The sequence below is a fragment of the Bacillus pumilus genome (assembly GCF_038738535.1).
GTDB lineage: Bacteria > Bacillota > Bacilli > Bacillales > Bacillaceae > Bacillus.
Window position 1 is genome coordinate 183,048 of the sequence record NZ_CP046128.1, and the last position, 22,127, is coordinate 205,174.

The window sequence follows — 22,127 nt, forward strand, 5'->3', positions numbered from 1 at the left end:
GACACCTTTTTCAAAAAGGTGTCTTTTTTTATGTTGGCAGACGGAATGTATAACTATTCAAAATATTGTTGAGTTGAGTCAGAAGGCATCGAGAAAGTAAAATATAAGCATGAACGGAAAGGGGATGTACATATGGGAGATCAAAAGAAGGTCACGATTGTCGGAGTTCCGATGGATTTGGGTCAAATGAGAAGGGGCGTCGATATGGGACCGAGTGCGATTCGGTGTGCAGGTGTAAAAGAAAAATTGGAATCGCTTTCATTTGATGTGGAGGATCTCGGCGATATTTTGGTTGAACAAAGAGATGATGAGAAAGGTTTATATACAAGTGAAAAGCTAAAAAATTTAACGGAGAATGCTGGTGCGAATCAGCTGCTAGCTGAGAAGGTTGACAGTATTGTGCAATCAGGCTCATTCCCGCTCATTTTAGGCGGTGATCACAGCATTGCGATAGGAACACTTGCGGGGGTAGCCAAGCATTATGAAAACTTAGGTGCCATTTGGTATGATGCACACGGTGATTTAAATACAGAGGAAACCTCTCCTTCTGGAAATATACATGGTATGCCGCTTGCAGTCAGTATCGGCCTTGGGCATGCTGATTTAACGAACATTGGTGGTTATTCCCCTAAATTGAAGCCTGAGAATGTTGTTATAATTGGTGCTCGATCCTTAGATGAAGGAGAGCGGGCATTGATTAGAGAGAAAGGCATTAAAGTGTATACGATGCATGAAATAGATCGTTTAGGGATGACAAGGGTGATGGAGGAAGCCATTTCATATTTAAAGGAAAGAACAGATGGTGTCCACCTGTCACTTGATTTAGATGGACTAGATCCAGCGGAGTGCCCTGGTGTAGGAACTCCTGTGGCGGGCGGCATTAGTTACCGGGAGAGTCATCTTGCCATGGAGCTTTTAGAGGAAGCGGGTATTTTGACTTCAGCTGAATTTGTTGAGGTGAATCCGGTTTTGGATGAAAAAAATAAAACAGCCGAGGCAGCTGTTGCGTTGATTGGTTCGTTAATGGGCGAAAAGCTATTGTAGAGCGGGACTTGTTCCCGTTCTTTTTTGTTTTGGAGAAATTTAAGGATATATTAAGGTTTTTACCGGTGGATATGCGTAACACGCTGTCAAAAATTTGTTACACTATTTTTTAGAGGAGAATGAAACCTTTTGGAAAGAGATTCGTATACATAAAGACCGGTGAAGGCAGAGGTTGAATATACTATGGACACAATGATTAAAAAGAGAATTAAGCAAGTGAAAAAAGGCGACCAGAACGCATTTGCAGACATCGTAGACCTGTATAAAGACAAAATTTATCAGCTGTGCTACCGTATGCTTGGGAATGCACACGAAGCAGAGGATATTGCACAGGAGGCGTTTATTCGTGCCTATGTGAATATTGAAAGCTTTGATGTAAATCGTAAGTTTTCTACGTGGCTGTACCGCATTGCAACCAACCTGACCATCGACCGTATTCGCAAAAAAAAGCCGGATTATTATTTAGATGCAGAGGTGGCAGGAACAGAAGGACTGAATATGTATTCTCAAATTGCTGCTGATGGCATTTTGCCAGAGGAAGAGGTGGTGTCTCTTGAATTATCGAGTACCATTCAGCAAAAAATTCTAAGATTACCCGATAAATATCGTTCGGTCATCGTATTAAAGTATATTGATGAACTCTCGTTAAAAGAAATTAGCGAGATTCTGAATATACCCGTTGGTACGGTAAAAACGAGAATACACAGGGGTAGAGAGGCTCTCCGGAAACAGTTGAGAGACCTTTGAGTGAGGTGATTTTGATGAGCTGTCAGGAAAAAATCGTCCTGCTTATGCATCAGTATTTAGACGGGGACATTGAGCCCCAAGACGAAAAAGAATTAAAGAGCCATCTGCAATCGTGTGAGGAGTGCCGTACTCATTTTCAACAAATTGAGAAATCCATCGCGCTTGTGCAGAGTACATCTCATATAGAAGCACCAACTGATTTCACTGCAAAGGTGATGGCAGGTCTTCCAAAGGAAAAAAAGCGTGTGTCGGTTCAAAGATGGATCAAAGCTCATCCGCTGATGGTGGCCGCTGCCCTCTTTCTCATTTTGATGGGAGGCAGTCTGTTTACAAGCTGGAATACCGATCATAATTTCAGTGTGTCGAAGCAGCCGAATCTCGTCGTTGTAAATGATACAGTGACCGTACCTAAAGGGGAAACCGTAAAAGGTGATGTCACTGTTAAAAATGGCAAGCTGATTGTAGAAGGCAAGGTTGATGGAAATGTCACCGTCGTCAATGGGGAACAGCTGACTGCTTCTGCCGGACAAGTCACTGGTCAAATTAATGAAATTAATGAAGTGTTTGATTGGATTTGGTACAAAATGAAATCTACAGCACAAAATGTGATGCGGGTCATTGGACCAGAGGAGCAAAAGTAATCATACGGGTCGAGAGCAGTCTCTTTAGGGGCTGCTCTTTTTCTATATTATAGGTCAGAATCTATGCAAATTAGCACGCCAGCCATATATGGCAACTGTTTTCCTTGCTGAAACAAAATGTGGTATAATAGCCACGCTATGTATTTACACATAGGTTCTTTTTTTATCAAAAATGCATCAAACGAAGATTAACTGAAAATTCTGGAGGACGAGGAAATGGCTTTAGGGGATATTCCTTTTTTGCAGTACCTCGGTAATGCTGTTGATATTCTCGTTGTTTGGTATGTGATATATAAATTAATGATGGTCATCCGCGGAACAAAAGCGGTTCAGCTTTTAAAGGGAATTGTGGTCATTGTTCTTGTCAGGATGGGAAGTGCGTATCTCGGTCTTAACACACTTCAATGGCTGATGGATCAAGCGATTACGTGGGGATTCCTTGCGATCATTATTATTTTTCAGCCAGAGCTAAGGAGAGCGCTTGAGCAGCTTGGGCGCGGCCGTTTCTTCTCAAGAAGCGGGACACCTATAGAGGAACAGCAGCAGAAAACGATCGAGGCAATTACAAAAGCAATTAAATATATGGCAAAACGCAGAATCGGCGCGCTGCTGACAATTGAGCGTGATACTGGGATGAATGATTACATAGAGACTGGAATTCCTTTGAATGCAAAGGTGAGTTCAGAGCTGCTCATTAATATTTTCATTCCAAATACACCGCTTCATGACGGTGCTGTCATTATGAAGCGTGATGAGATTGCAGCTGCGGCTTGTTATTTACCGCTGTCAGAAAGTCCTTTTATCTCTAAGGAACTGGGGACGCGTCACCGGGCGGCAGTCGGAATTAGTGAAGTGACAGACAGCTTAACCGTCATCGTTTCTGAGGAGACAGGCGGCATTTCTGTCGCAAGAAATGGTGATCTCCACCGAGAATTGACAGAAGAAGCGCTTGAAGAAATGCTGATTGCTGAATTTAGTAAGAACAGCAAAGATGCTTCCTCGACCAAATGGTATTGGAGGGGCAAGAAAAATGGATAAGATTTTGAATAATCGCTGGGCCGTAAAGCTTCTTGCATTGGTCTTCGCTTTATTGCTGTATGGTGCAGTCAATTCAGCGCAAGCGCCCACGCCGAAAAAAATCGGTGAATCCTTTTTCCCAACATCGACGACAGATGAAGCAACTTTAACCGACATTCCTGTTAAGGCGTATTATGATGACGAGAAGTACGTCGTTACTGGTGTGCCGCAAACAGTCAATGTGACGATTAAAGGGTCAACGAGTGCTGTGAAAACAGCAAGACAAACAAAGAACTTCGAAATATATGCAGATATGCAGAATTTATCGACAGGTACCCATAAAGTGGAGCTGAAGGCAAGAGATGTATCAAAAGGGCTCACACTATCGATCAACCCATCTGTGACGACGGTGACGATACAAGAAAAAACAACAGCAGAATTTCCTGTTGAAACTGAATTTTATAATCAAAATAAAATCAAAGATGGCTATTCACCTGAACAGCCTATTGTGAATCCGAAAAAGGTCACAGTCACTGGCTCAAAGGACGTGATCGACAAAATTTCTGTCATTAAAGCATTTGTGAACCTAGAGGATGTCGATCAGCAAATTGAAAAGGAAGCGAGGCTCACTGTGTATGATAGCAGCGGGAACGAGCTGCCAGTCGAATTGAGTCCCTCTGTGGTGAATATTACAGTTCCCATCTCAAGTCCAAGCAAAAAGGTTCCGTTTAAAATAGAGCGGACTGGCAGCTTACCTGACGGGATCAGTATCTCAAGCATTGAGACAAGCCCGAGTGAGGTCACGGTGTACGGCTCTCAAAAAGTGCTGGATTCGCTTGATTTTATTGATGGCGTCAAGCTGGACCTAAGCAAGATCAAAGATGATACGGAGATTGATGCCGACATTCCCCTGCCAGATGGTGTGAAAAAGGTATCGCCCGAAACGGTTAAAATCAAGGTGAAGGTTGCAACAGCTCAAGAAAAAAAGATCGATAATGTACCGATTTCTGTCGTGGGTCTGAGCAAGGATCTCACCTCCGATTTTGTGAGCCCATCTTCTGGACGGCTCTCGTTAACAGCAAAGGGATCAAAAAGTGCGATTGATAAACTAAAGGCTTCAGATCTTGAAGCCTATATCAATGTCGGGGACTTGAACGAAGGAACACATGAGGTCACCATTCAAGTGAACGGTCCTCAAAATGTGACGTGGACATTATCGAGATCAAAGGTCAAAGTGAAACTGACTTCTACTGAGACAGAAGATCAGCCAGCGTCTACGAATGATCGCAAGGATCCATCTTCTGATGACGATGATCAGGATGAGAAGAGTAAAGAAGAATCCACGCAAGATAAAGCAAAGAAAGAATCAAGTCAGAGACAGCGGATCAAAGAAGATAAAAAAGAGGACGAAGCGTCCTCTTGAATGGTAAAAAAGGAGCGATTGAAACATGGGCAAGTACTTTGGAACTGATGGTGTAAGGGGTGTGGCGAATAGCGAATTAACGCCAGAGCTCGCATTTAAAATTGGGAGATTTGGCGGCTATGTGCTCACGAAGGATAAAGAACGTCCAAAGGTACTCGTTGGACGAGACACACGTGTATCCGGTCATATGCTAGAAGGAGCGCTCGTTGCAGGCTTACTTTCAATTGGCGCTGAAGTGATGCGTCTAGGTGTGATCTCAACACCTGGTGTGTCTTATTTAACGAAGGCAATGGACGCAGAAGCGGGTGTCATGATCTCTGCTTCTCACAACCCAGTTCAAGACAACGGAATTAAATTCTTCGGCGGTGACGGCTTTAAGCTGTCTGATGAACAGGAGAATGAAATTGAGCAGCTGATGGATCAGCCGGTCGATCAATTGCCACGCCCAGTTGGAGCGGATCTTGGAACGATGAATGACTACTTTGAAGGAGGTCAGAAATACTTGCAATTCTTGAAGCAGACAGCGGACGAGGATTTCACAGGTATTCACGTGGCGCTTGACTGTGCTCACGGTGCAACCTCTTCTCTAGCGACACATTTATTTGCGGATTTAGATGCTGATGTGTCCACAATGGGAACATCACCAAACGGATTGAATATCAATGATGGTGTCGGCTCAACTCATCCAGAGGCACTTTCTGCTTTTGTGAAGGAGAAGGGTGCAGATATTGGTCTGGCGTTTGATGGTGACGGAGACCGTTTAATTGCTGTCGATGAAAAAGGTGATATTGTAGACGGCGATCAAATTATGTACATATGTGCACGTTATTTGAAGGGTGAAGGCCGATTAAAGGATGACACCGTCGTGTCCACGGTCATGAGTAACCTAGGCTTCTATAAAGCGCTGGAGAAACAAGGCATTAAGAGCATCCAAACCGCTGTTGGTGACCGCTATGTGGTTGAAGCGATGAAAAAGGATGGCTATAATGTCGGCGGTGAACAATCAGGCCATTTGATTTTCCTTGATTACAATACGACAGGTGATGGCATGCTTTCTGCGATCATGCTTGTTAATACACTCAAAGCAACAGGAAAAACATTGTCAGAGCTTGCAGCTGAAATGGAAAAATTCCCGCAGCTTCTAGTGAATGTCAAAGTGTCTGATAAATATAAAGTTGAAGAAAATGAAAAAGTAAAAGCAGTGATTCAAGAGGTCGAAAAAGAGATGAATGGTGATGGCCGTATTCTTGTTCGTCCATCTGGAACAGAGCCGCTTGTACGCGTGATGGCAGAGGCGAAAACAAAAGAGCTGTGTGATGAATATGTGACTCGAATTACCGCTGTTGTGAAAGAGGAAATGGGTATCGAGTAATAGATGAAAGCAAATCGCTAGTAGCGGTTTGCTTTTTTTTGAATAAACGTCATAAATGGATGGATTTGTACGAATCTTATAAGCGAGGGCAATTTGCTGCCTTCATACATAGGAGAGCACATCAAAGGTAGAACATGACAAGCCTCATCGCATATAGTGAATGGAGGTCTCACTTTCTTGAGCGGGATCACCCGCTAAATTGTGATTGACGGAGGTCAGACCTTATAGTACAATCATCCTTGTGTTACTGGATTTTTATTCTATCAGGAAAGGCAGGGTAGATGTTCAGCAACTCTCTTATAATTATAGCGCCCGAACTAAGCGATCGGACGAAAGATGCTTAGTTGACGAGGATGGAGGTTATCGAATTTTCGGCGGATGCCTCCCGGCTGATCAAAAAAGAGATCACAGCCGTAAGTGTTTCTTTAAAGCAAAGAGGTGACTCTTTGTACAAAGGGAATACACATGATCTCCCAAATTAAACATGTAGAGAGGGACGAAGAAATGTCCCTTCTATTTTAGTAGGCTTTCTTTGTCCCTTTCACATGAACGGGAGGAAGAATATTTATGTGTGGAATCGTAGGTTATATTGGTCAGAATGATGCGAAGGAAATCTTATTAAAGGGTTTAGAGAAGCTTGAGTACCGCGGGTATGACTCAGCAGGTATCGCTGTGGCAAACGAAGAAGGCGTGCATGTGTTCAAAGAAAAAGGACGTATTGCTGAGCTTCGTGAAGTTGTTGATGCAAATGTAGCATCTTCAGCTGGAATCGGACATACACGCTGGGCAACACACGGTGTACCAAGCCATCTAAATGCGCATCCGCATCAAAGTGCTTCTGGCCGTTTTACGCTTGTTCATAACGGTGTCATCGAGAACTATGTACAATTGACACGCGAATATTTACAAGACGTCACACTAAAAAGCGACACAGATACAGAGGTTGTTGTTCAAGTTATCGAACAATTTGTGAACAGAGGTCTTGATACTGAGGAAGCTTTTCGTCAAACGCTTCTTCAACTAAAAGGCTCTTACGCAATTGCCCTTTTCGATAACGAAAACAAAGAAACAATCTATGTGGCGAAAAACAAAAGCCCATTATTGGTTGGTTTCGGAGAAGATTTCAACGTTGTAGCTTCTGACGCAATGGCGATGCTTCAAGTAACAAACGAATATGCGGAATTAATGGATAAAGAAATGGTCATTGTCACAAAAGACGAGGTGATCATCAAAAACCTTGACGGTGATATCATGACACGTCCTTCTTATATCGCTGAGCTAGATGCAAGCGACATCGAGAAAGGCACATATCCTCACTACATGTTAAAAGAAACGGATGAGCAGCCGCTTGTCATGCGCAAAATCATCCAAGAATATCAAGACGAAAACGGCAAGCTGTCAGTCGCTGGCGATATCGCAAGCGCAGTAGCAGAAGCAGACCGCATTTACATTGTGGCTTGCGGAACAAGCTACCATGCAGGACTTGTCGGTAAACAATATATTGAAGACTGGGCGAAAGTACCTGTAGAAGTCCATGTAGCAAGTGAATTCTCTTACAACATGCCGCTTCTATCGAAAAAGCCGTTGTTCATCTTCCTTTCTCAATCTGGAGAGACTGCGGACAGCCGTGCTGTACTTGTTCAAGTCAAAGAGCTTGGTCATAAAGCATTAACGATCACAAACGTACCAGGTTCAACGCTTTCTCGTGAAGCGGACTTCACATTGCTTCTTCATGCAGGACCAGAAATCGCAGTGGCTTCAACAAAAGCTTACACAGCGCAAATCGCTGTTCTTGCGATCCTTGCATCCGTTGCAGCTGAATTAAATGGTCAATCTCTTGACTTCGACCTTGTGAAAGAGCTTGGGATTGTAGCAAACGCAATGGAAGCTCTTGTCGATCAAAAGGATGAAATGGAACAAATCGCTCGTGACTTCTTCACAGTGACACGTAACGCATTCTTTATTGGAAGAGGACTTGATTACTATGTGTGCCTTGAAGGTTCACTAAAACTAAAAGAGATCTCTTACATCCAAGCAGAAGGATTTGCTGGCGGAGAACTCAAACACGGCACCATTGCTTTAATTGAAGAAGGCACACCGGTCATTGCCCTTGCAACGCAAGAGCACGTGAACCTCAGCATTCGCGGAAACGTCAAAGAAGTCGTGGCACGCGGAGCAAACCCATGTGTCATCTCACTGAAAGGCCTAGAAGACGAAGGTGACCGTTTCGTCCTTCCAGCTGTACACCCAGCACTTGCACCACTTGCATCTGTTGTCCCATTACAGCTAATCGCTTACTACGCAGCTCTTCACCGCGGGTGTGATGTGGATAAACCACGTAACCTTGCGAAGAGTGTGACGGTGGAGTAGGTTTAATTTTTATAATGAAACACCCCTTTGAGAATTTGTTAAAGGGGTGTTTTTTGTTTAGGTTACTATTATTTGCGAATAATCACCATTTTCAAAGCGTTTAAGGAGATTTTCAATCTTTTTTATGGATGTTAATGAGTAACTATAAACTCCAAGCTCTTTTATTAAACAGATGTTCTCTATTTTGTAAATTGGCACTTCCCAATTATGTGCTTTACGTTTTATTAAGTCACCTTTAATTAAATAAGTAAACGTATTTTGGGGAATCGAAGGCAAATCCCAAAAATCAAAATCAGCTATTCCTAATTTCTCTATTAGATTTTGTTCGTCATTAATACTATATTGTTGGCCGATATGATTAATTTTATCATGCTGTTCATATTCTAATAACAACTCCATAGTAGACATGAGTTTTAATACTTTTGATGATTCATCGCCATCTCCTAATTGCTTCATAAATCGCTTAATGGCAGGTTCAACATAGAATTGATTAAAATGATATGGTGTTAACTCTTCGAAAAGCCTATATAATATGCTTTCCCACTCACTGTTATAGATGTAGTATTCTCCAAATTCAGGATAAAATAGTTCAGATAATTTTTTTCCATTCTCCAGCTTTATTCGTTTGATTTTTTTTGAATTTTCACCCCATATTTCGGGGTAGATTTCTAGTAATTCATCATCATCAATGCTAAAACTTATACTCATCGAAAAGCAAGCGACGAATAATGGAATATTAATAAATCGTAACCACTGTTCATCCTCTAATATTAAATGTTCATACACAATATTTTTGAGTGGAGGGTTATCTGCTAAATGATCTCTATAAATGTTACTTTTTAAAAATTCCCTTTTTCGAAATAAAGGTTGTTCCCGATACATGAATGAACAAAATGAATCAATACAAAAGTCAATTAAATTTATTAATAATGTAGAATCACCTTGGGTTAAATAGGTTAACGTTTTCATATATAAGTCGGTTTCTCTCTCAGGTAGCATTGAACCGTCTTTTTCTAATGTTGCGATTAATAAATTCAAAGATTCTTTCGTATTTAGTAACTGATAGATGTAAACTGGTGAATTATTGTCTAATACGAGATTTAATTTATCTTTGACACCATTCGAAAGTTTGCTTTTTGATATAAGTTCGATAACTTCATCATTTTCTATTAATTCTTCTTCCTTTCCATACATCCAATCATATGCGTTATATTTTACTGTACTTACGTCATGTTCACTTAAATTATCAGTTGGCGAATGTCTGTTCATTATTGAATGGTCATTATTTATTCGTGTAGGTGAGCGTCCATATAAAAGCTCAATTTGTTTATCCATTTCTATTGAGTATTGAAGGCCATAAAAGTCACATAAATCAGGAATGCTATCAATTAACATATCTAATTCTACATCCATGCAGTATTCTTCTAAAAAATCCAACTCTGAAAAAATCAATTGTTTTATATTTTTTCTAATTTTTGAGTTAAAAGATTCATAAAATATTTCGTACTCCTTAGGAAATATTTCTCGAAAACGTTCCATCGCTTTATAATGAAACACACTAAAGGCGTTTTTGAAGTATTTATCTATTAATTTATATCCGTTAAAAGCCATTCCAATATTTGTGCAACTTACGATATAATCAGGTAAATTATGCAAATCATTATATTGATATTCTTTAGGGCCATTACTCCCCATATCAATACAGTACTGATTGATTTTATACTCTAAAAATTTATAAAGTCTCGGTTGTTTTTGATTTTGTGTTAGATAAATTCTAAGTAAATCAAAGAATCTATCTAAGCTTCCCTTTTCTTGTTCTAAAATATCAATATTCCATATATTATCGTTTTCTGAAAAACTAGTTGTATAATCATCATAATGTTCTATACAACTTTGTATGATCTGTTCACTAATGTTTGAACTACAAGAAGGTGATACATTCTTAAATAGAAACAATAATTGATTATAGAAGGAGCAGCAAGGCAGTAGTTTGGGAATCCATTGTTCACAATTCTCTTTCAAGAAGTCAAGCAGAAAATCTTGTGCTGATGGGTTTATAAAATATATAAAGATATCATCATACTCATCATCATAAACGGTCTTGATCATGGTTTCTTCAAGTTCTCTAAGACTCTCACTTAAATTCTTCGTGTGCGTTTCATTGAAATAATAATGTAAAGAATTTTTGTAGCAGACTTCTACATCCTCTTGTAATGAAGGTGTTGAAGTAATTAGTAGTAAAAAAGCTACAAACTTTGCTTCATTAGATAAATTATCAAAAATATCTCTCCAAAAATCACTTGGACAATCTAAATAATTTAACAATCGATTTAAGTAATCTTCTGGTGTTTCATAACTTTGAGGTTTTTGATCTAAAAATAGTGATAGTACCCTTGGATTATAATTGTCGTGATATACAATCTCATCTGTATAAAGATGCAAATAGTTAACATGCTCATAATTTAGTTTTGAGTAGTAGAGACGACTAAATAAAATACTTGCTTTTTCACTCTCGGAGTATGCTTCCAAGTTGCAAATTAAGGTATAGTTATCAAATACTTTTTTTAGTAAAGGACTTTTATGAATGAGTTGTTGAAGAATATATTCTCTTGTTGTAATAATTAATCTTGTATCATTAGGGAAATTTTCGATATCCTTTATTAACTTAGCTAAGCGTTCTTCTTCTTTTTTATTCTTTTCTTTTTCGAGGATACTTCCCCAGTAATCATCTAAAATAAAAACTTGTATTTGGTGTTCATCTAACATACTGTATATATCATCGATTGAGTATACCCATCTAAATCCGTTTAAATGATTTTGATACAAATGGGCTAAAGCTAGAATTTGAGCGATTGTTGTTTTTCCAACACCTGGTTCTCCGGAAAGTATGATAGTTCGGTTAATGTCCCAATTCGAAACTGCTGATCTATAGACTTTTGAAGGTATAAAAGTTTTTGCTGTTTTACAAGCATCTTTTAATCTATAGGCAGACTCTCTATAAATACGACTATGTAGATATTCTTTTAACAAGTGTTCAAGCACATTTGAATTTGGAATTAAAAGCTTTGGTTGATTAATTATCACTTTTCTGTAAGTCGGCTGTGAAAGGAGTCTGTTCAATTCAACCCTATCTAATATATCGTGTTCAGTCACATTGAATTCTTTAAATAATTCAACAATATCTTTCGTTTGTTGACGTGTTAACTCCATTGATATCCCTAAGATATAGCGATCTGGTTTTAATTTGCGAACTTTTTGTAGGTCTTGCTTTAAAGAATGTATTAAAGGCTTAAAAGATTGCTGAGCATAACGCTTTACTTGTATGACGGTTTCAGTTTTACCGTCTGTATAAAAACCATCAATGCCTTGATCTCGCCCCTCTTTAAAGGTTCTAAAGGGAACGTTCTCTCTTTGAGAGACTACATCACATACCAACACTTCAAACTCTAATGGTTGAAGTAATGCATGAAAATCGTAATTAGACAATTTTCATCTTCCTTTCACATGTTGATAACGAGTAATTATATCATAATTTATGTATATATGGTTATTATTGTAATGTTTATTTTGTAGCTAGATTCCTCATTACTAGATTGGACATAAAAGGTTAGGCAGATTAAAAACGTGAGGGTAACTATCTTCTAATGCATGGATAAAAGTACTTTAAGAAAGAAAAGGGGAATAACACATGACCAAACCTAAAATCTATACAATGAGCTTCGCAAAAGTCTATCCTCTCTACATCGCAAAGGCAGAGAGAAAAGGACGAACAAAGGCTGAAGTCGATACGATTATTTGTTGGTTAACAGGGTACAGTCCGGAAGAGCTGCAGGAACGGGTGGATCAACAGACAGATATTGAAAACTTCTTTGCCGAGGCCCCTGAGCTTCATCCTTCCCGCAGTTTAATCAAAGGAGTCATCTGTGGTGTTCGAGTAGAAGACATTGAGGAAGAAACCATGAAAAACATTCGGTATCTAGATAAGCTGATTGATGAGTTAGCGAAAGGAAAGACGATGGAAAAGATTTTGCGGGATTCGTTATGACCATCACAAGCAAGCCCAGTGAACTTACTTTCACTGGGCTTTTTTATATCTTATAGACCACTCGATCGATAAAAATAAAATCCATTTGAACGAATTCACTCTTCATGTCGTCAAAAGAAGTGATATCAAAACAAATTGGTTATGAAAAAGGAGTGGCGTGGATGGATATGAAGATGATTTTACCTCTCGTTTTGCTGCAAGCCATTTTAATGGTGATTGGTTTGTTTGATTTGCTGAAAAGAGATCCATCTAGGATCAGAGGAGAGGTGAAGTGGATTTGGGCTTTGGTGATTGTGTTTGTGGCGAGTGCCGGTCCTATTGCGTATTTCATTTTTGGTCGTAAACAATCTTAATAGGGGGGATTTGCTTGAATATGCTGGAGTGTCAAGGGCTGACGAAATCGTATGGTCGGCATGAAGTTTTAAAAAACGTTTCGTTTTCTGTTGGGGAGGTTGGTTGTGTAGGATTTTTAGGAGCCAATGGAGCGGGGAAGACAACGACGATTCGGATTCTGACGGGGCTTGCTCGTCCTACGTCTGGCGTCGTGAAGGTGGCGGGTATGGATGTGATAAAGGACATGGATGACATCAGTCATGTGATTGGATATTGTCCGCAGCAGCCTGCATTTTATCAGGATATGACAGGTCAGGAGTGGATGCATTGGGTTGGCGGGTTATTTCAATTAGAGGAAAAAGTCATTCGCTCCAAAACTGAGGAGCTGCTGAAGCTTTGCCGTGTGTATGAGGCGAAGGATCGTGCCATAGGCAGCTACAGCGGAGGCATGAAGCAGAGGCTCGCCATTGCACAGGCGCTTATCAATAGCCCGAAGGTTCTTATTTTGGATGAGCCTGTGTCTGCACTTGATCCAATGGGAAGAAAAGACGTCCTGACTTTGATTGAGCGTTTAAAGCATGAGATGCTGATCTTTATGTCGACCCATATTTTAGATGACATTGAAAGAGTGGCGGATCATATTATCATGATCAACAGCGGGAAAATTGAAATGTCCTCTTCGATGAAACAGATCAAAGAAGACTATATCCAGCCAGTGATTGAATTTCAATTAGAACAAAAGAATACGAAATTAGTGGCTTTATTAAAAGAGCAGGATTGGATGGAGGAATGCATTGAGGCAGGGGACGGTTATCAGGTGCGAGTGAACGATCAACAAATGGCGTTGAAGGAGCTGCCTGGTCTCATCTCTGAAACTGGCGGTGTTCTCCTCCATTATCGACTATCTAAGCTGACGCTTGAAGATATTTTCATGAAGGTTGTGAATGCATGATGATGCTGAAAAAGGAATTTAGGGAGTTATTCACTAGTTATAAAATTTTATTTGTGCCGATCATTTTTACGATTTTAATGATCACACAGCCTATTACGCTCAAAATGCTGCCGGATCTTTTATCGAAATCAGCTAATTTACCTGAAGGGTCCACATTTTATATACCAGAGCCTAGCGCTGGTGAGGCTTTAGCGAGTGCATTGAGTAAGTTCGATTCGCTTGGCGTTTTTATTCTCATTATGATCGTGATGGGGACGATTGCGGGAGAGCGTGCCTCTGGGGTGACGGCGATGATTATGGTGAAGCCGATCAGTCGAATGAGTTATTATGTCTCAAAAATATGCGCCTATGCTGGTTTGACCTTGTTTAGTTTGGTGGTGGCAGTGCTTGCCTCCGTTTATTATGTGGACATCCAATTTGGGCATGTGGATTGGGTCAATGTGGTAAAAGGAACACTTCTTTATTATCCAAATTTATTGCTGATTGTGGTATCGACCATTTGTGCTTCGGCGTTCTTTCAACGTTCTGTCACAGCCGGCGGTGTATCGCTTGTGATCAACCTTATTCTATTTACCGTTCCTTCATTTTATGAGGATACATTAGGGAAGTTTGCGCCTAAAGGCGTGACAAGTGCGGCAGAGGAGATGATTCATAGAGGGACTTATTCGGATCAGACTCTTACAAGCTTTCTAGGTGTATCGGTATTGATTGTTATCTTTTTTCTCATTGGATGGTTTCTTTTTAGAAAACAAGAATTATAGGTTGCTGTTGCGATTGCTTCTTCAGGTTTACTATGAGCATAAAAATCTGAATACGGTAGAAAGTTTGATATGATGGATAAAAATTGACTGTATTTTCAGAAAAGGGGTTTTTATTCATGAGAACATCACGTAATCCTGAGACCATTCACCCGCCAGTCGCACCATATACCCATCAAATAGAGACAACTGGACCACAGCGGTGGTTAACCCTATCAGGTCAAGTGGGAATGGAGGCGGATGGAACAATCCCAGAGAGCCCGTTGGAGCAGCTCGAACTAGCGTTAGAGAATGTGAAACGAAACGTAGAAGCGGCAGATATGGCCGTGGAAGATATAACGAAACTAGTATTTTATCTCGTGGGAGAGTTCGATGCTGAGTGCGAATCATGGGGCAGTTCTTAGGTGATCATCTGCCTTGTATGACGATGATTTATGTAGTTGCCTTGGCTTCTCCTGCTTTGAAGGTAGAGGTGGATGCTTGGGCGTGTCAGGAGATGGGTTTGGGTGATGGGGCGGTTTGAGGGAATAACTGTTTAATAGATAAAGGATTAGGATACTGTCGCCTAATCTTTTTTTATTTTGTACATGATATATTTTCTTAATCCGTTGTACATAGAATAGATTACCTCATTCCTATTACCTTGTTATTCTCTATATGGTAATATTAGGGTAAGTGGTTAGTGGGTCTAATGACATTCGCTTTTCATCTTATAACACACCATAGATAAGCATACATCACTCTAATAGTAAGGGAGAGATTTGATGCCATTCATGGAGGTTCAGAATATAAGCAAACGATACAGTAATGGTGATGGGATAGAGGGCCTGTCATTTTCCATAGAAGCAGGAGAAGTTGTGGCGCTGCTTGGGCCGAATGGCGCCGGGAAGACGACAACGATTCGGTGTTTAACGGGTCTATATAAACCAGATGGAGGGGAAATTCTCATTGAGGGTTTCCCGCCTGGTCATTCCCATGTCCAAAAACAAGTAGCTCTTATTCCTGATCAGCCGTATTTGTATCCAGACTTAACGGCTGCTGAACATGTTCAGTTCCGTGCTCGTGGATATCATAAAGGCTTAAAACAGATCAAGGAAAAGGTATATGGAGCGTTGAAAGAAGTACATATGGAAAAAAAGATGAACGAACTGTGCGGAAGGCTGTCAAGAGGTCAAAAGCAGCGTGTCGTCTTAGCAGGGGCCATTGTTCAAGATGCCTCCCTTTTTATATTAGATGAACCGACTGTTGGGTTAGATATTGCGTCAAAACAGTGGCTGTCGGATTGGCTGAGACAAAAAAGCAGTCAAGGTGGGTCGGTCTTTGTGTCGACTCATAGTCTGGAGTTCGTTCTCGATACGGCCAGCAGGGTGGTATTGATTCGAGACGGTGCCATCATGAAGAATATGGATGTTCCTCAATTAAAGGAAGAACAGATTGAGTGGAGGGCAGAAGTCATTCAACTTCTGGGGGAGTGGTCAAGTGAATAACACACTCTCCCTTTTATGGATGAAATCTCAAAGGCGCTTGATCAGTAAAAATCAAGAAAAGAAAATGCCTTTTGTGATCTTACTTCTTTTCATTGCGGCAATTGGTTTTCAGCTAAGCGCAGTTTCAAGTATGGGTGATTGGAATACGGTTGCAGCTGGATGGATCATTGTCAGTTTGTTTGTTCTCTATACGGGGTTTGGCTTGTTTACAAATCGACTCCCTAGTCAAATGAACGATATCATTTGGTTATATGGAAATGGCGCTTCTCTATGGACAGTTGTCATCAGTGTATGGTTGTATCACATTTTTTGGCGAGGGGCTCTTCTCATTGTCTCTGCTGTGGCTGCGGATCTTCTTCTGTTTTTTATGACGCAGCAGTACCCGTTTCTGCTTGGAAAATCACTCATCCTGACAGGGCTGTTATGTTTGATCGAAACTTGGATGATTGCGATGTCTTGTGCTAGAACCATTCGAGTATACAAGCGCCTGCTCTTACTCGGTTTTGTATTGATGTTTGGCTTCTTTGCACTGCTTGTTTTGAATCAATTCATGATGAAACAGCCCTTCTTGATGAACATTGCTGATTCTTTGATGTTTCAAGCTGGACGTATGTTCGAAGAGTTCTCCATTCTTTCTTTCTTCATCTTTATTGGAGTAATGTTCCTATCTTTCCTGATGATGTACAAGGCTAGTCATCGTTTAGAGATGAAGGAGTCTTTAGTCAAGGAGGCAGTATTTTGGGAAGAATTTGAGGGGAAACATATTCAATCAAGTCCAATCGTTCAAAAAAAGGGCAAGACGTGGTGGGGGCTTCCGTCATTAACGGGCAGCTGGGCTTTTCTTTGGATTGAATTATTGCTGCTAAAAAAGTATGCGACCTTCCATTTGTTATCTACCATGCTGTTAATTGGTACTTACTATGTCGTCCTTACTTATTTTTCAGATTGGCTGAATCTATTCTTAATCGTCATCGCTGCATCCGTTCTTTTTAGTTCATATTATGCGGGGATTGTAAGACACGCACAAACAGGAGTGCTCTATCTTTTTCCAGGCGCTTTATATCAAAAAATCATTCTGTTAGAAGTGTTTCAAACCTTTTGGCTGTATGCGTTCTACTTGATTTCACTTTATTTGGTTGAGATTCAGGATGTATTGTATTGGACCTTATTTGGTGGAGGAGTTTATATATGGTTTTTGGTCATACGGCTCTTTGCCTTTATGCAGCCTCTGAGACGAGAAAAGAGTTTTGCTTTGGCCGCCTATTATCGATCATTGCTATTTGCGTCTGTGATCAGTGCTGTGGTCATTATTAGCATTCATCTGTTCACTGATGGCTTGTTGACAGCAATTGTATCCCTAGTGGCTGGAGCTGTATTTTATGTGCTTTGTTATCGATACCGTGCGGTTCATTAAAAAGAGGAGTTGATTGTCAATGAAACCAGAAAATAAGCTGTCTCAATCAGTTCAACAATTGGCAAATACAAATGAAGTAACGATCATTCAAGCAATAGGGGAATTGAGAAAGTTCGGAAAAGATGCAGTGCCCGTCCTTGTTGAGGCTTTAAAAGAAAGAGGATCTCTGCGGAACATTGCAGCAGCTGTACTTGGTGAATTTGGAGCAGATGCGGGAGAAGCAGCTGAGCCGCTAGCCCAGCTATTAGAAAGTGACGAAGAGGATACAAGAATGGCCGCTGCCATGTCACTCATGAGGATTGGACAGCCCAGCTTGCCATTCCTTCTGGCACTGGCTAAACGTTATGAGGGACCTACTTGTTTCTGGGCATCATGGTGTATCTCTTGGATTGATCCATCAAAAATTGAAAAAAACATGTACGAGTGCTTAAAACAAGAACAAGAAAATCCAACAGGCAGCGTCACTCCTTTTGCTGCAGAGGAAGCATTAGGGAAAATTATCGCTTTTCAGCTAAAGGAAAAGGAGGATGAATAGTGGAAAAGCAAAAACTCAATTGGCCTGAGCACCTTCCGTGGATTCATCCTTCAGATCAAAGGAAAAGTTAGAAAAACATTCAATTGGTTAGTAAGTGTAAGGGAGGAGAGAGTGTTGTTTCTATCAAACAAAGAATTAAAAAGAAACGCGGTTTTTTTCGCAGGGATTGGAGCGGTTTTGTTGATTTTAATGATATTGAAATGGTTTCCGATTCCTGCAGACTGGGAGCTGATGTTGATTTTTTTTGATTGGGGATTTTGTTTTATTTGAAACGTGTGATGCGGAAAGAAGAAAATCATCATTCATAATTCATCAGTAAGATACCTAGAATGTATATTCTAGGTTTTTTTATTAAATTTACCTTAAAACGCATGTTTTTACATGGGTGTAGAGACCAATTTTTTGAAAGTGTGGTAGGATAAATATGCTTTTATATTTTCCGAAGGAGCTGTCGTGTTGAAGGGATCTAGGGTTGAGTTCATTGATAGTTTGCGTGGTTTTAGTTTATTAGGTATTTTGATCGTGAATATGCTTAATTTTCAATATGATTATGATTTTGAGAAAATGTTTGATTCGAGTTTTTGGGGGCAGGAATTCGGAGTTTATCTGACGGAAATTTTGTTCCAAGGGTCGTTTTATCCGATATTCTCTTTTTTGTTTGGGTATTCTTTTATCAAGCTGATTGAATCAACGAAAGCCAAGGGACTAAATACGAATGCCATTGTCGTTCGCCGGGGCTTTGGTCTTATTGTGCTTGGGATGCTGCATTACATCTTTATTTGGAATGGTGACATTCTTCTTTATTATGGAGCTTGTACGTTTTTCTTGATGATGTTTTTGAGCAGCCGAATCAAAACAATGCTTATTTGGTCGGGTGTGTTAGGGGCGTTGTCTTTAGTCGTTGTGCCATATATGATGAACTTTGTTTATGGGAATGATGATTTTTTAACCGATGTGTATGCGAAGGGTGCATATGGAGATATTTTGCTCAGCCGGATTACGGTTGAAGACGATATGTTGATTGTGACCATTATTCTGGCGATCGTGACCATTACGCTTATGCCGATACTAGGGTTTCTTTTCGGTACGATGATGGTGGGTCCGTTCGCATTGCTTGGCATGGTGATTGGTAAACGAGGACATCTGACAGAAGAAGATCGAGGAATGGCCTATCGCAAAGGCTGGGTATGGATGATTGTCGTCGGGCTTGCGCTAAAATGTGCGACGTTCATTGATGCGCCTTGGAGTGAATTCGTTATGATTCTCGGTGGCTATGTGCTGGCGATCGGGTATATTCAAGCGTTTATTGTTTTTTACTATTCGAAAGCAGCTCAAGGCCTCAAACGTCTGCTTGCAGGACTTGGCCGTTTGTCCCTATCAAATTATTTGGCGCAGTCGATCATTTGTACAACAATTTTCTATTCTTATGGACTTGGTCTATTTGGACAGATGGGGTCAATGTTTGGACTGCTGCTCGCTGTCGGACTGTACACAGCACAGCTGTTCATCAGCTATCTCTATTTGAAAAAATGGAGAAGAGGTCCGGTGGAGTGGATGATGGGAAAATGGGTGTATTGGAGATGAATTTTGTTGGGGAAGGCCGCATAGCTGAAGAGCTGTGCGGTTTTTTTTAGTTGAGTTGCAATCAAAAAATGGTTGATTATTCTTTCAGTGTGTATATAATGTGTATATAGTGTATATACAATATTTCGTTCCAAACACCAGTACAGAAAAAAGAGGTTTTTATATGCAGATTACGATTTCAAACCACTCTAAGGAGCCCATTTATGAGCAAATTACGAATCAAATCAAATCGATGATTTTAACGGGGGAGCTGGCGGAAGGCTCGGCACTGCCGTCTATTCGAAAGCTGGCGAAGGATTTGCAAATTAGCGTCATCACAACAAAGCGAGCATATGAAGAGTTAGAGAAGGCAGGATTTATTTATTCGATTGTAGGCAAGGGATCATTTGTTGCGGAACAAAACCTAGAGGTCATGAGAGAGAAAAAATTGAAGGTGATTGAGGATCAGCTTGGAGCGGTTGTCACAAACGGCAAGGAATTAGGCTTATCTTTTGATGAATTGCAGCAGTTATTAAAGTTCTTGTATAAGGAGTGAGATGAGTGGAGCATGTGATTGAATTCAAAGGAGTATCAAAACGATTCAAGGACTTTTCTGTTCAGAATCTTGATTTACAGGTCAAAAAAGGCTTTGTTACAGGGTTTATTGGGGAAAATGGAGCCGGTAAGTCGACCACCATTAAAATGATCATGAATTTGTTAAAACCAGATTCAGGTGAGGTCAAGATTTTCGGATTAGATTATCACACCCATGAAAAAGAGATTAAGGAACGAATCGGCTTTGTTTACGATGCCAACGTTTTTTTCCCAGGTTTGAATTTAAAAGACATTAAACGGATTGTGGCACCTGCTTATAAACGCTGGGATGACCGTCTTTTCCATCAATATATTGAACAGTTTGGCCTGCCCCTGCATAAAGCAATCAAAACATTCTCAAAAGGGATGCAGATGAAGGCGTCACTTGCGATTGCGCTATCACATCATGCAGAGCTGATTATCATGGATGAGCCAACAGCCGGTTTAGACCCAGTTTTTAGAAGAGAGCTGTTAGGAACGTTACAAGAGTTAATGATTGATGAGAACCGGACCATATTTTTCTCAACACATATGACAACAGATTTAGACCGGATTGCGGATTATATTGCGTTTATACAAAATGGACAATTGGTCTTTCAACAGTCGGTTCATGATGTAGCGGAGAATTATGCGCTGGTGAAAGGAAACCTGGATTTATTGGATCGAGACACAGAAAAGGCTTTTGTCCATATTCAGCGTACAGCAGCAGGGTTTGAAGCATTAACAGATCGGATCGGTGAAGTGAATCATATTTTTGGAGACGCTGTTGTGATCGAACCGGCGTCGCTTGAGGATATCATGTTTTATTTGAAAGGCGGGGTGGCGCATGTTTCATTTAATTAAGCGTGATGTGATTTTGCAGAAAAAGCAGCTGATTATTTTCCTTCCGTTTATCTTATTTTTTATTCTCATGGATGCGCATCCGGCATTGACGTTTCTAGTCGCTAGTTTCTTCATTCCTTTTAACACATATGCGTACGACGAGAAGGCAGAAACGAATATTCTATTAAACTCTTTGCCTTATACACGTAAAGAAATTATCGCATCACGTTATCTTGGTGCCGTTTTCTATATGATTATCGCAATCGGGCTGACAAGTGCTGCTTTATTTGTTTTTGGGAAGCTGTTTTCGCTGACGGATATTGCGATTGGCAGCGGGCTGTTTTTATTGTTTGCGGCGTGTACGTTTCCATTGTTTTATATCTTGAAGCCTGGCTATATCACAACGGCAGTGATTATTGGCTTTATCCTTTTATCTGGTATAGGACCGCCATTTGTTGCCTATTTAGCGGAGCAATTCAGTGGGATCACAGATTTTATCATGAAATTATCGATACCTATTTTATATACTGGGTCAGCTGTGCTGATTATGCTTATCTACCTGCTGTCTTGGGGGCTTTCTACTGCTATTTATCAGAGGAAAGTGTTCTAGGAAAAATAGCTGAATCTATTCAAAGTAGATCATGACCGCAATTATGATCAAGTAGAGGTGAGCGAGATGATGTATAGTCTGTCACGCAAGAGGCGATTTTCTATTTTGAGTCGCATTTGATGGATGAGCTGTATTAAGGCAGGTGCCTGAAATAGTGGGGAATTCTCATTTTCATTTCAATATGCGATTGTTTTAGATATCCCTTCTCACAGTGAATCCATTCATTTTGGTGTCTTGCTCAGCGGCAAGGGAACGGTATGGGCAGATGGGTTTCGATTTGAGGAAGTGAATGAGAAGACACCTACAACCAATATGGTGGAGGATTCTGCATTGCCAGATGTTCCAGTGAATTTACAGTTTGAGCTTGAGGAGACCGTGTGAGCGGTCTTTTTTATTTATT

General features: G+C 40.4%; 19 protein-coding genes and 2 pseudogenes. 20 read left to right on the forward strand and 1 reads right to left on the reverse strand.

Annotated elements, in window-relative coordinates; translation table 11 throughout:
* The first annotated feature begins 132 nt into the window (after positions 1-132).
* From rocF to glmS, 7 genes are all read left to right on the forward strand, one after another.
* On the forward strand, positions 133-1,044 hold the full coding sequence (rocF, locus tag GKC25_RS01060) for an arginase (RefSeq protein WP_034664429.1): 912 nt from the start codon (positions 133-135) through the stop codon (positions 1,042-1,044).
* 183 nt (positions 1,045-1,227) lie between these two features.
* A complete protein-coding gene (sigW, locus tag GKC25_RS01065; protein ID WP_034664426.1) occupies positions 1,228-1,791 on the forward strand; it encodes an RNA polymerase sigma factor SigW in 564 nt (187 codons plus the stop codon).
* Between the two features lie 14 nt (positions 1,792-1,805).
* A complete protein-coding gene (rsiW, locus tag GKC25_RS01070) occupies positions 1,806-2,432 on the forward strand; it encodes an anti-sigma-W factor RsiW (protein ID WP_034664492.1) in 627 nt (208 codons plus the stop codon).
* Positions 2,433-2,648: 216 nt separating this feature from the next.
* Positions 2,649-3,470 (forward strand): diadenylate cyclase CdaA, encoded by an 822-nt coding sequence (gene cdaA / locus GKC25_RS01075; RefSeq protein ID WP_034664424.1) that lies wholly within the window; start codon positions 2,649-2,651, stop codon positions 3,468-3,470.
* Entirely contained in the window at positions 3,463-4,872 is a 1,410-nt protein-coding gene (locus GKC25_RS01080; protein ID WP_187704293.1) for a CdaR family protein, read from the forward strand. Before cdaA ends, GKC25_RS01080 begins: the two co-directional genes overlap by 8 nt.
* Positions 4,873-4,897: 25 nt before the next feature.
* Positions 4,898-6,244, forward strand: coding sequence for a phosphoglucosamine mutase (glmM, locus tag GKC25_RS01085; RefSeq protein ID WP_034664420.1), 1,347 nt, complete (start codon positions 4,898-4,900; stop codon positions 6,242-6,244).
* A 567-nt stretch (positions 6,245-6,811) separates the two neighbouring features.
* Complete coding sequence (gene glmS, locus GKC25_RS01090) at positions 6,812-8,614, forward strand: glutamine--fructose-6-phosphate transaminase (isomerizing) (protein ID WP_008360582.1); 1,803 nt, start codon at positions 6,812-6,814, stop codon at positions 8,612-8,614.
* A 57-nt stretch (positions 8,615-8,671) separates the two neighbouring features.
* Here glmS and GKC25_RS01095 read toward each other — a convergent pair whose 3' ends face one another.
* On the reverse strand, positions 8,672-12,100 hold the full coding sequence (locus tag GKC25_RS01095; protein ID WP_342689883.1) for a restriction endonuclease: 3,429 nt from the start codon (positions 12,098-12,100) through the stop codon (positions 8,672-8,674).
* A 202-nt stretch (positions 12,101-12,302) separates the two neighbouring features.
* Between GKC25_RS01095 and GKC25_RS01100 the strand changes: the two genes are divergently transcribed.
* The 13 genes and pseudogenes from GKC25_RS01100 to GKC25_RS01160 form a co-directional block, all read left to right on the forward strand.
* Positions 12,303-12,659 carry a DUF2200 domain-containing protein gene (locus tag GKC25_RS01100; RefSeq protein WP_106038462.1) on the forward strand — a complete coding sequence of 119 codons (357 nt, stop codon included), beginning with the start codon at positions 12,303-12,305 and terminating at the stop codon, positions 12,657-12,659.
* Positions 12,660-12,820: 161 nt separating this feature from the next.
* Positions 12,821-13,012, forward strand: coding sequence for a PLD nuclease N-terminal domain-containing protein (locus tag GKC25_RS01105; protein WP_095285888.1), 192 nt, complete (start codon positions 12,821-12,823; stop codon positions 13,010-13,012).
* 14 nt (positions 13,013-13,026) lie between these two features.
* A complete protein-coding gene (locus GKC25_RS01110; protein ID WP_095285889.1) occupies positions 13,027-13,944 on the forward strand; it encodes an ABC transporter ATP-binding protein in 918 nt (305 codons plus the stop codon).
* A complete protein-coding gene (locus tag GKC25_RS01115) occupies positions 13,941-14,705 on the forward strand; it encodes an ABC transporter permease (RefSeq protein WP_106031867.1) in 765 nt (254 codons plus the stop codon). The genes GKC25_RS01110 and GKC25_RS01115 overlap by 4 nt, the downstream gene beginning before the upstream one ends.
* A gap of 116 nt (positions 14,706-14,821) precedes the next feature.
* A pseudogene (locus tag GKC25_RS01120) lies at positions 14,822-15,225 on the forward strand (RidA family protein).
* Positions 15,226-15,466: 241 nt separating this feature from the next.
* Positions 15,467-16,189: an ABC transporter ATP-binding protein gene (locus tag GKC25_RS01125; RefSeq protein WP_106038467.1), complete on the forward strand. Its 723-nt coding sequence runs from the start codon at positions 15,467-15,469 to the stop codon at positions 16,187-16,189.
* The gene (gene skfF / locus GKC25_RS01130; protein WP_187704295.1) at positions 16,182-17,603 is read left to right on the forward strand and encodes a sporulation killing factor system integral membrane protein; all 1,422 of its coding nucleotides are present in this window, start codon (positions 16,182-16,184) and stop codon (positions 17,601-17,603) included. Before GKC25_RS01125 ends, skfF begins: the two co-directional genes overlap by 8 nt.
* Before the next feature lie 19 nt (positions 17,604-17,622).
* Positions 17,623-18,138 (forward strand): HEAT repeat domain-containing protein, encoded by a 516-nt coding sequence (locus tag GKC25_RS01135; protein ID WP_187704296.1) that lies wholly within the window; start codon positions 17,623-17,625, stop codon positions 18,136-18,138.
* 456 nt (positions 18,139-18,594) lie between these two features.
* Positions 18,595-19,722, forward strand: coding sequence for a DUF418 domain-containing protein (locus GKC25_RS01140; protein ID WP_034664405.1), 1,128 nt, complete (start codon positions 18,595-18,597; stop codon positions 19,720-19,722).
* 163 nt (positions 19,723-19,885) lie between these two features.
* A complete protein-coding gene (locus GKC25_RS01145; RefSeq protein WP_034664402.1) occupies positions 19,886-20,257 on the forward strand; it encodes a GntR family transcriptional regulator in 372 nt (123 codons plus the stop codon).
* A 5-nt stretch (positions 20,258-20,262) separates the two neighbouring features.
* Positions 20,263-21,138: an ABC transporter ATP-binding protein gene (locus GKC25_RS01150; protein WP_034664399.1), complete on the forward strand. Its 876-nt coding sequence runs from the start codon at positions 20,263-20,265 to the stop codon at positions 21,136-21,138.
* Positions 21,122-21,727, forward strand: coding sequence for an ABC-2 transporter permease (locus tag GKC25_RS01155; RefSeq protein WP_034664396.1), 606 nt, complete (start codon positions 21,122-21,124; stop codon positions 21,725-21,727). The genes GKC25_RS01150 and GKC25_RS01155 overlap by 17 nt, the downstream gene beginning before the upstream one ends.
* A gap of 177 nt (positions 21,728-21,904) precedes the next feature.
* A pseudogene (locus GKC25_RS01160) lies at positions 21,905-22,108 on the forward strand (AraC family transcriptional regulator); the annotation flags it as partial.
* Positions 22,109-22,127 lie beyond the last annotated feature (19 nt).

Coding starts and splice junctions, on each gene's coding strand:
- rocF (WP_034664429.1), top strand. CDS start 133: ATGGGAGATCAAAAGAAGGTCACGATTGTCGGAGTTCCGATGGATTTG.
- sigW (WP_034664426.1), top strand. CDS start 1,228: ATGGACACAATGATTAAAAAGAGAATTAAGCAAGTGAAAAAAGGCGAC.
- rsiW (WP_034664492.1), top strand. CDS start 1,806: ATGAGCTGTCAGGAAAAAATCGTCCTGCTTATGCATCAGTATTTAGAC.
- cdaA (WP_034664424.1), top strand. CDS start 2,649: ATGGCTTTAGGGGATATTCCTTTTTTGCAGTACCTCGGTAATGCTGTT.
- GKC25_RS01080 (WP_187704293.1), top strand. CDS start 3,463: ATGGATAAGATTTTGAATAATCGCTGGGCCGTAAAGCTTCTTGCATTG.
- glmM (WP_034664420.1), top strand. CDS start 4,898: ATGGGCAAGTACTTTGGAACTGATGGTGTAAGGGGTGTGGCGAATAGC.
- glmS (WP_008360582.1), top strand. CDS start 6,812: ATGTGTGGAATCGTAGGTTATATTGGTCAGAATGATGCGAAGGAAATC.
- GKC25_RS01100 (WP_106038462.1), top strand. CDS start 12,303: ATGACCAAACCTAAAATCTATACAATGAGCTTCGCAAAAGTCTATCCT.
- GKC25_RS01105 (WP_095285888.1), top strand. CDS start 12,821: ATGGATATGAAGATGATTTTACCTCTCGTTTTGCTGCAAGCCATTTTA.
- GKC25_RS01115 (WP_106031867.1), top strand. CDS start 13,941: ATGATGATGCTGAAAAAGGAATTTAGGGAGTTATTCACTAGTTATAAA.
- GKC25_RS01125 (WP_106038467.1), top strand. CDS start 15,467: ATGCCATTCATGGAGGTTCAGAATATAAGCAAACGATACAGTAATGGT.
- GKC25_RS01135 (WP_187704296.1), top strand. CDS start 17,623: ATGAAACCAGAAAATAAGCTGTCTCAATCAGTTCAACAATTGGCAAAT.
- GKC25_RS01145 (WP_034664402.1), top strand. CDS start 19,886: ATGCAGATTACGATTTCAAACCACTCTAAGGAGCCCATTTATGAGCAA.
- GKC25_RS01155 (WP_034664396.1), top strand. CDS start 21,122: ATGTTTCATTTAATTAAGCGTGATGTGATTTTGCAGAAAAAGCAGCTG.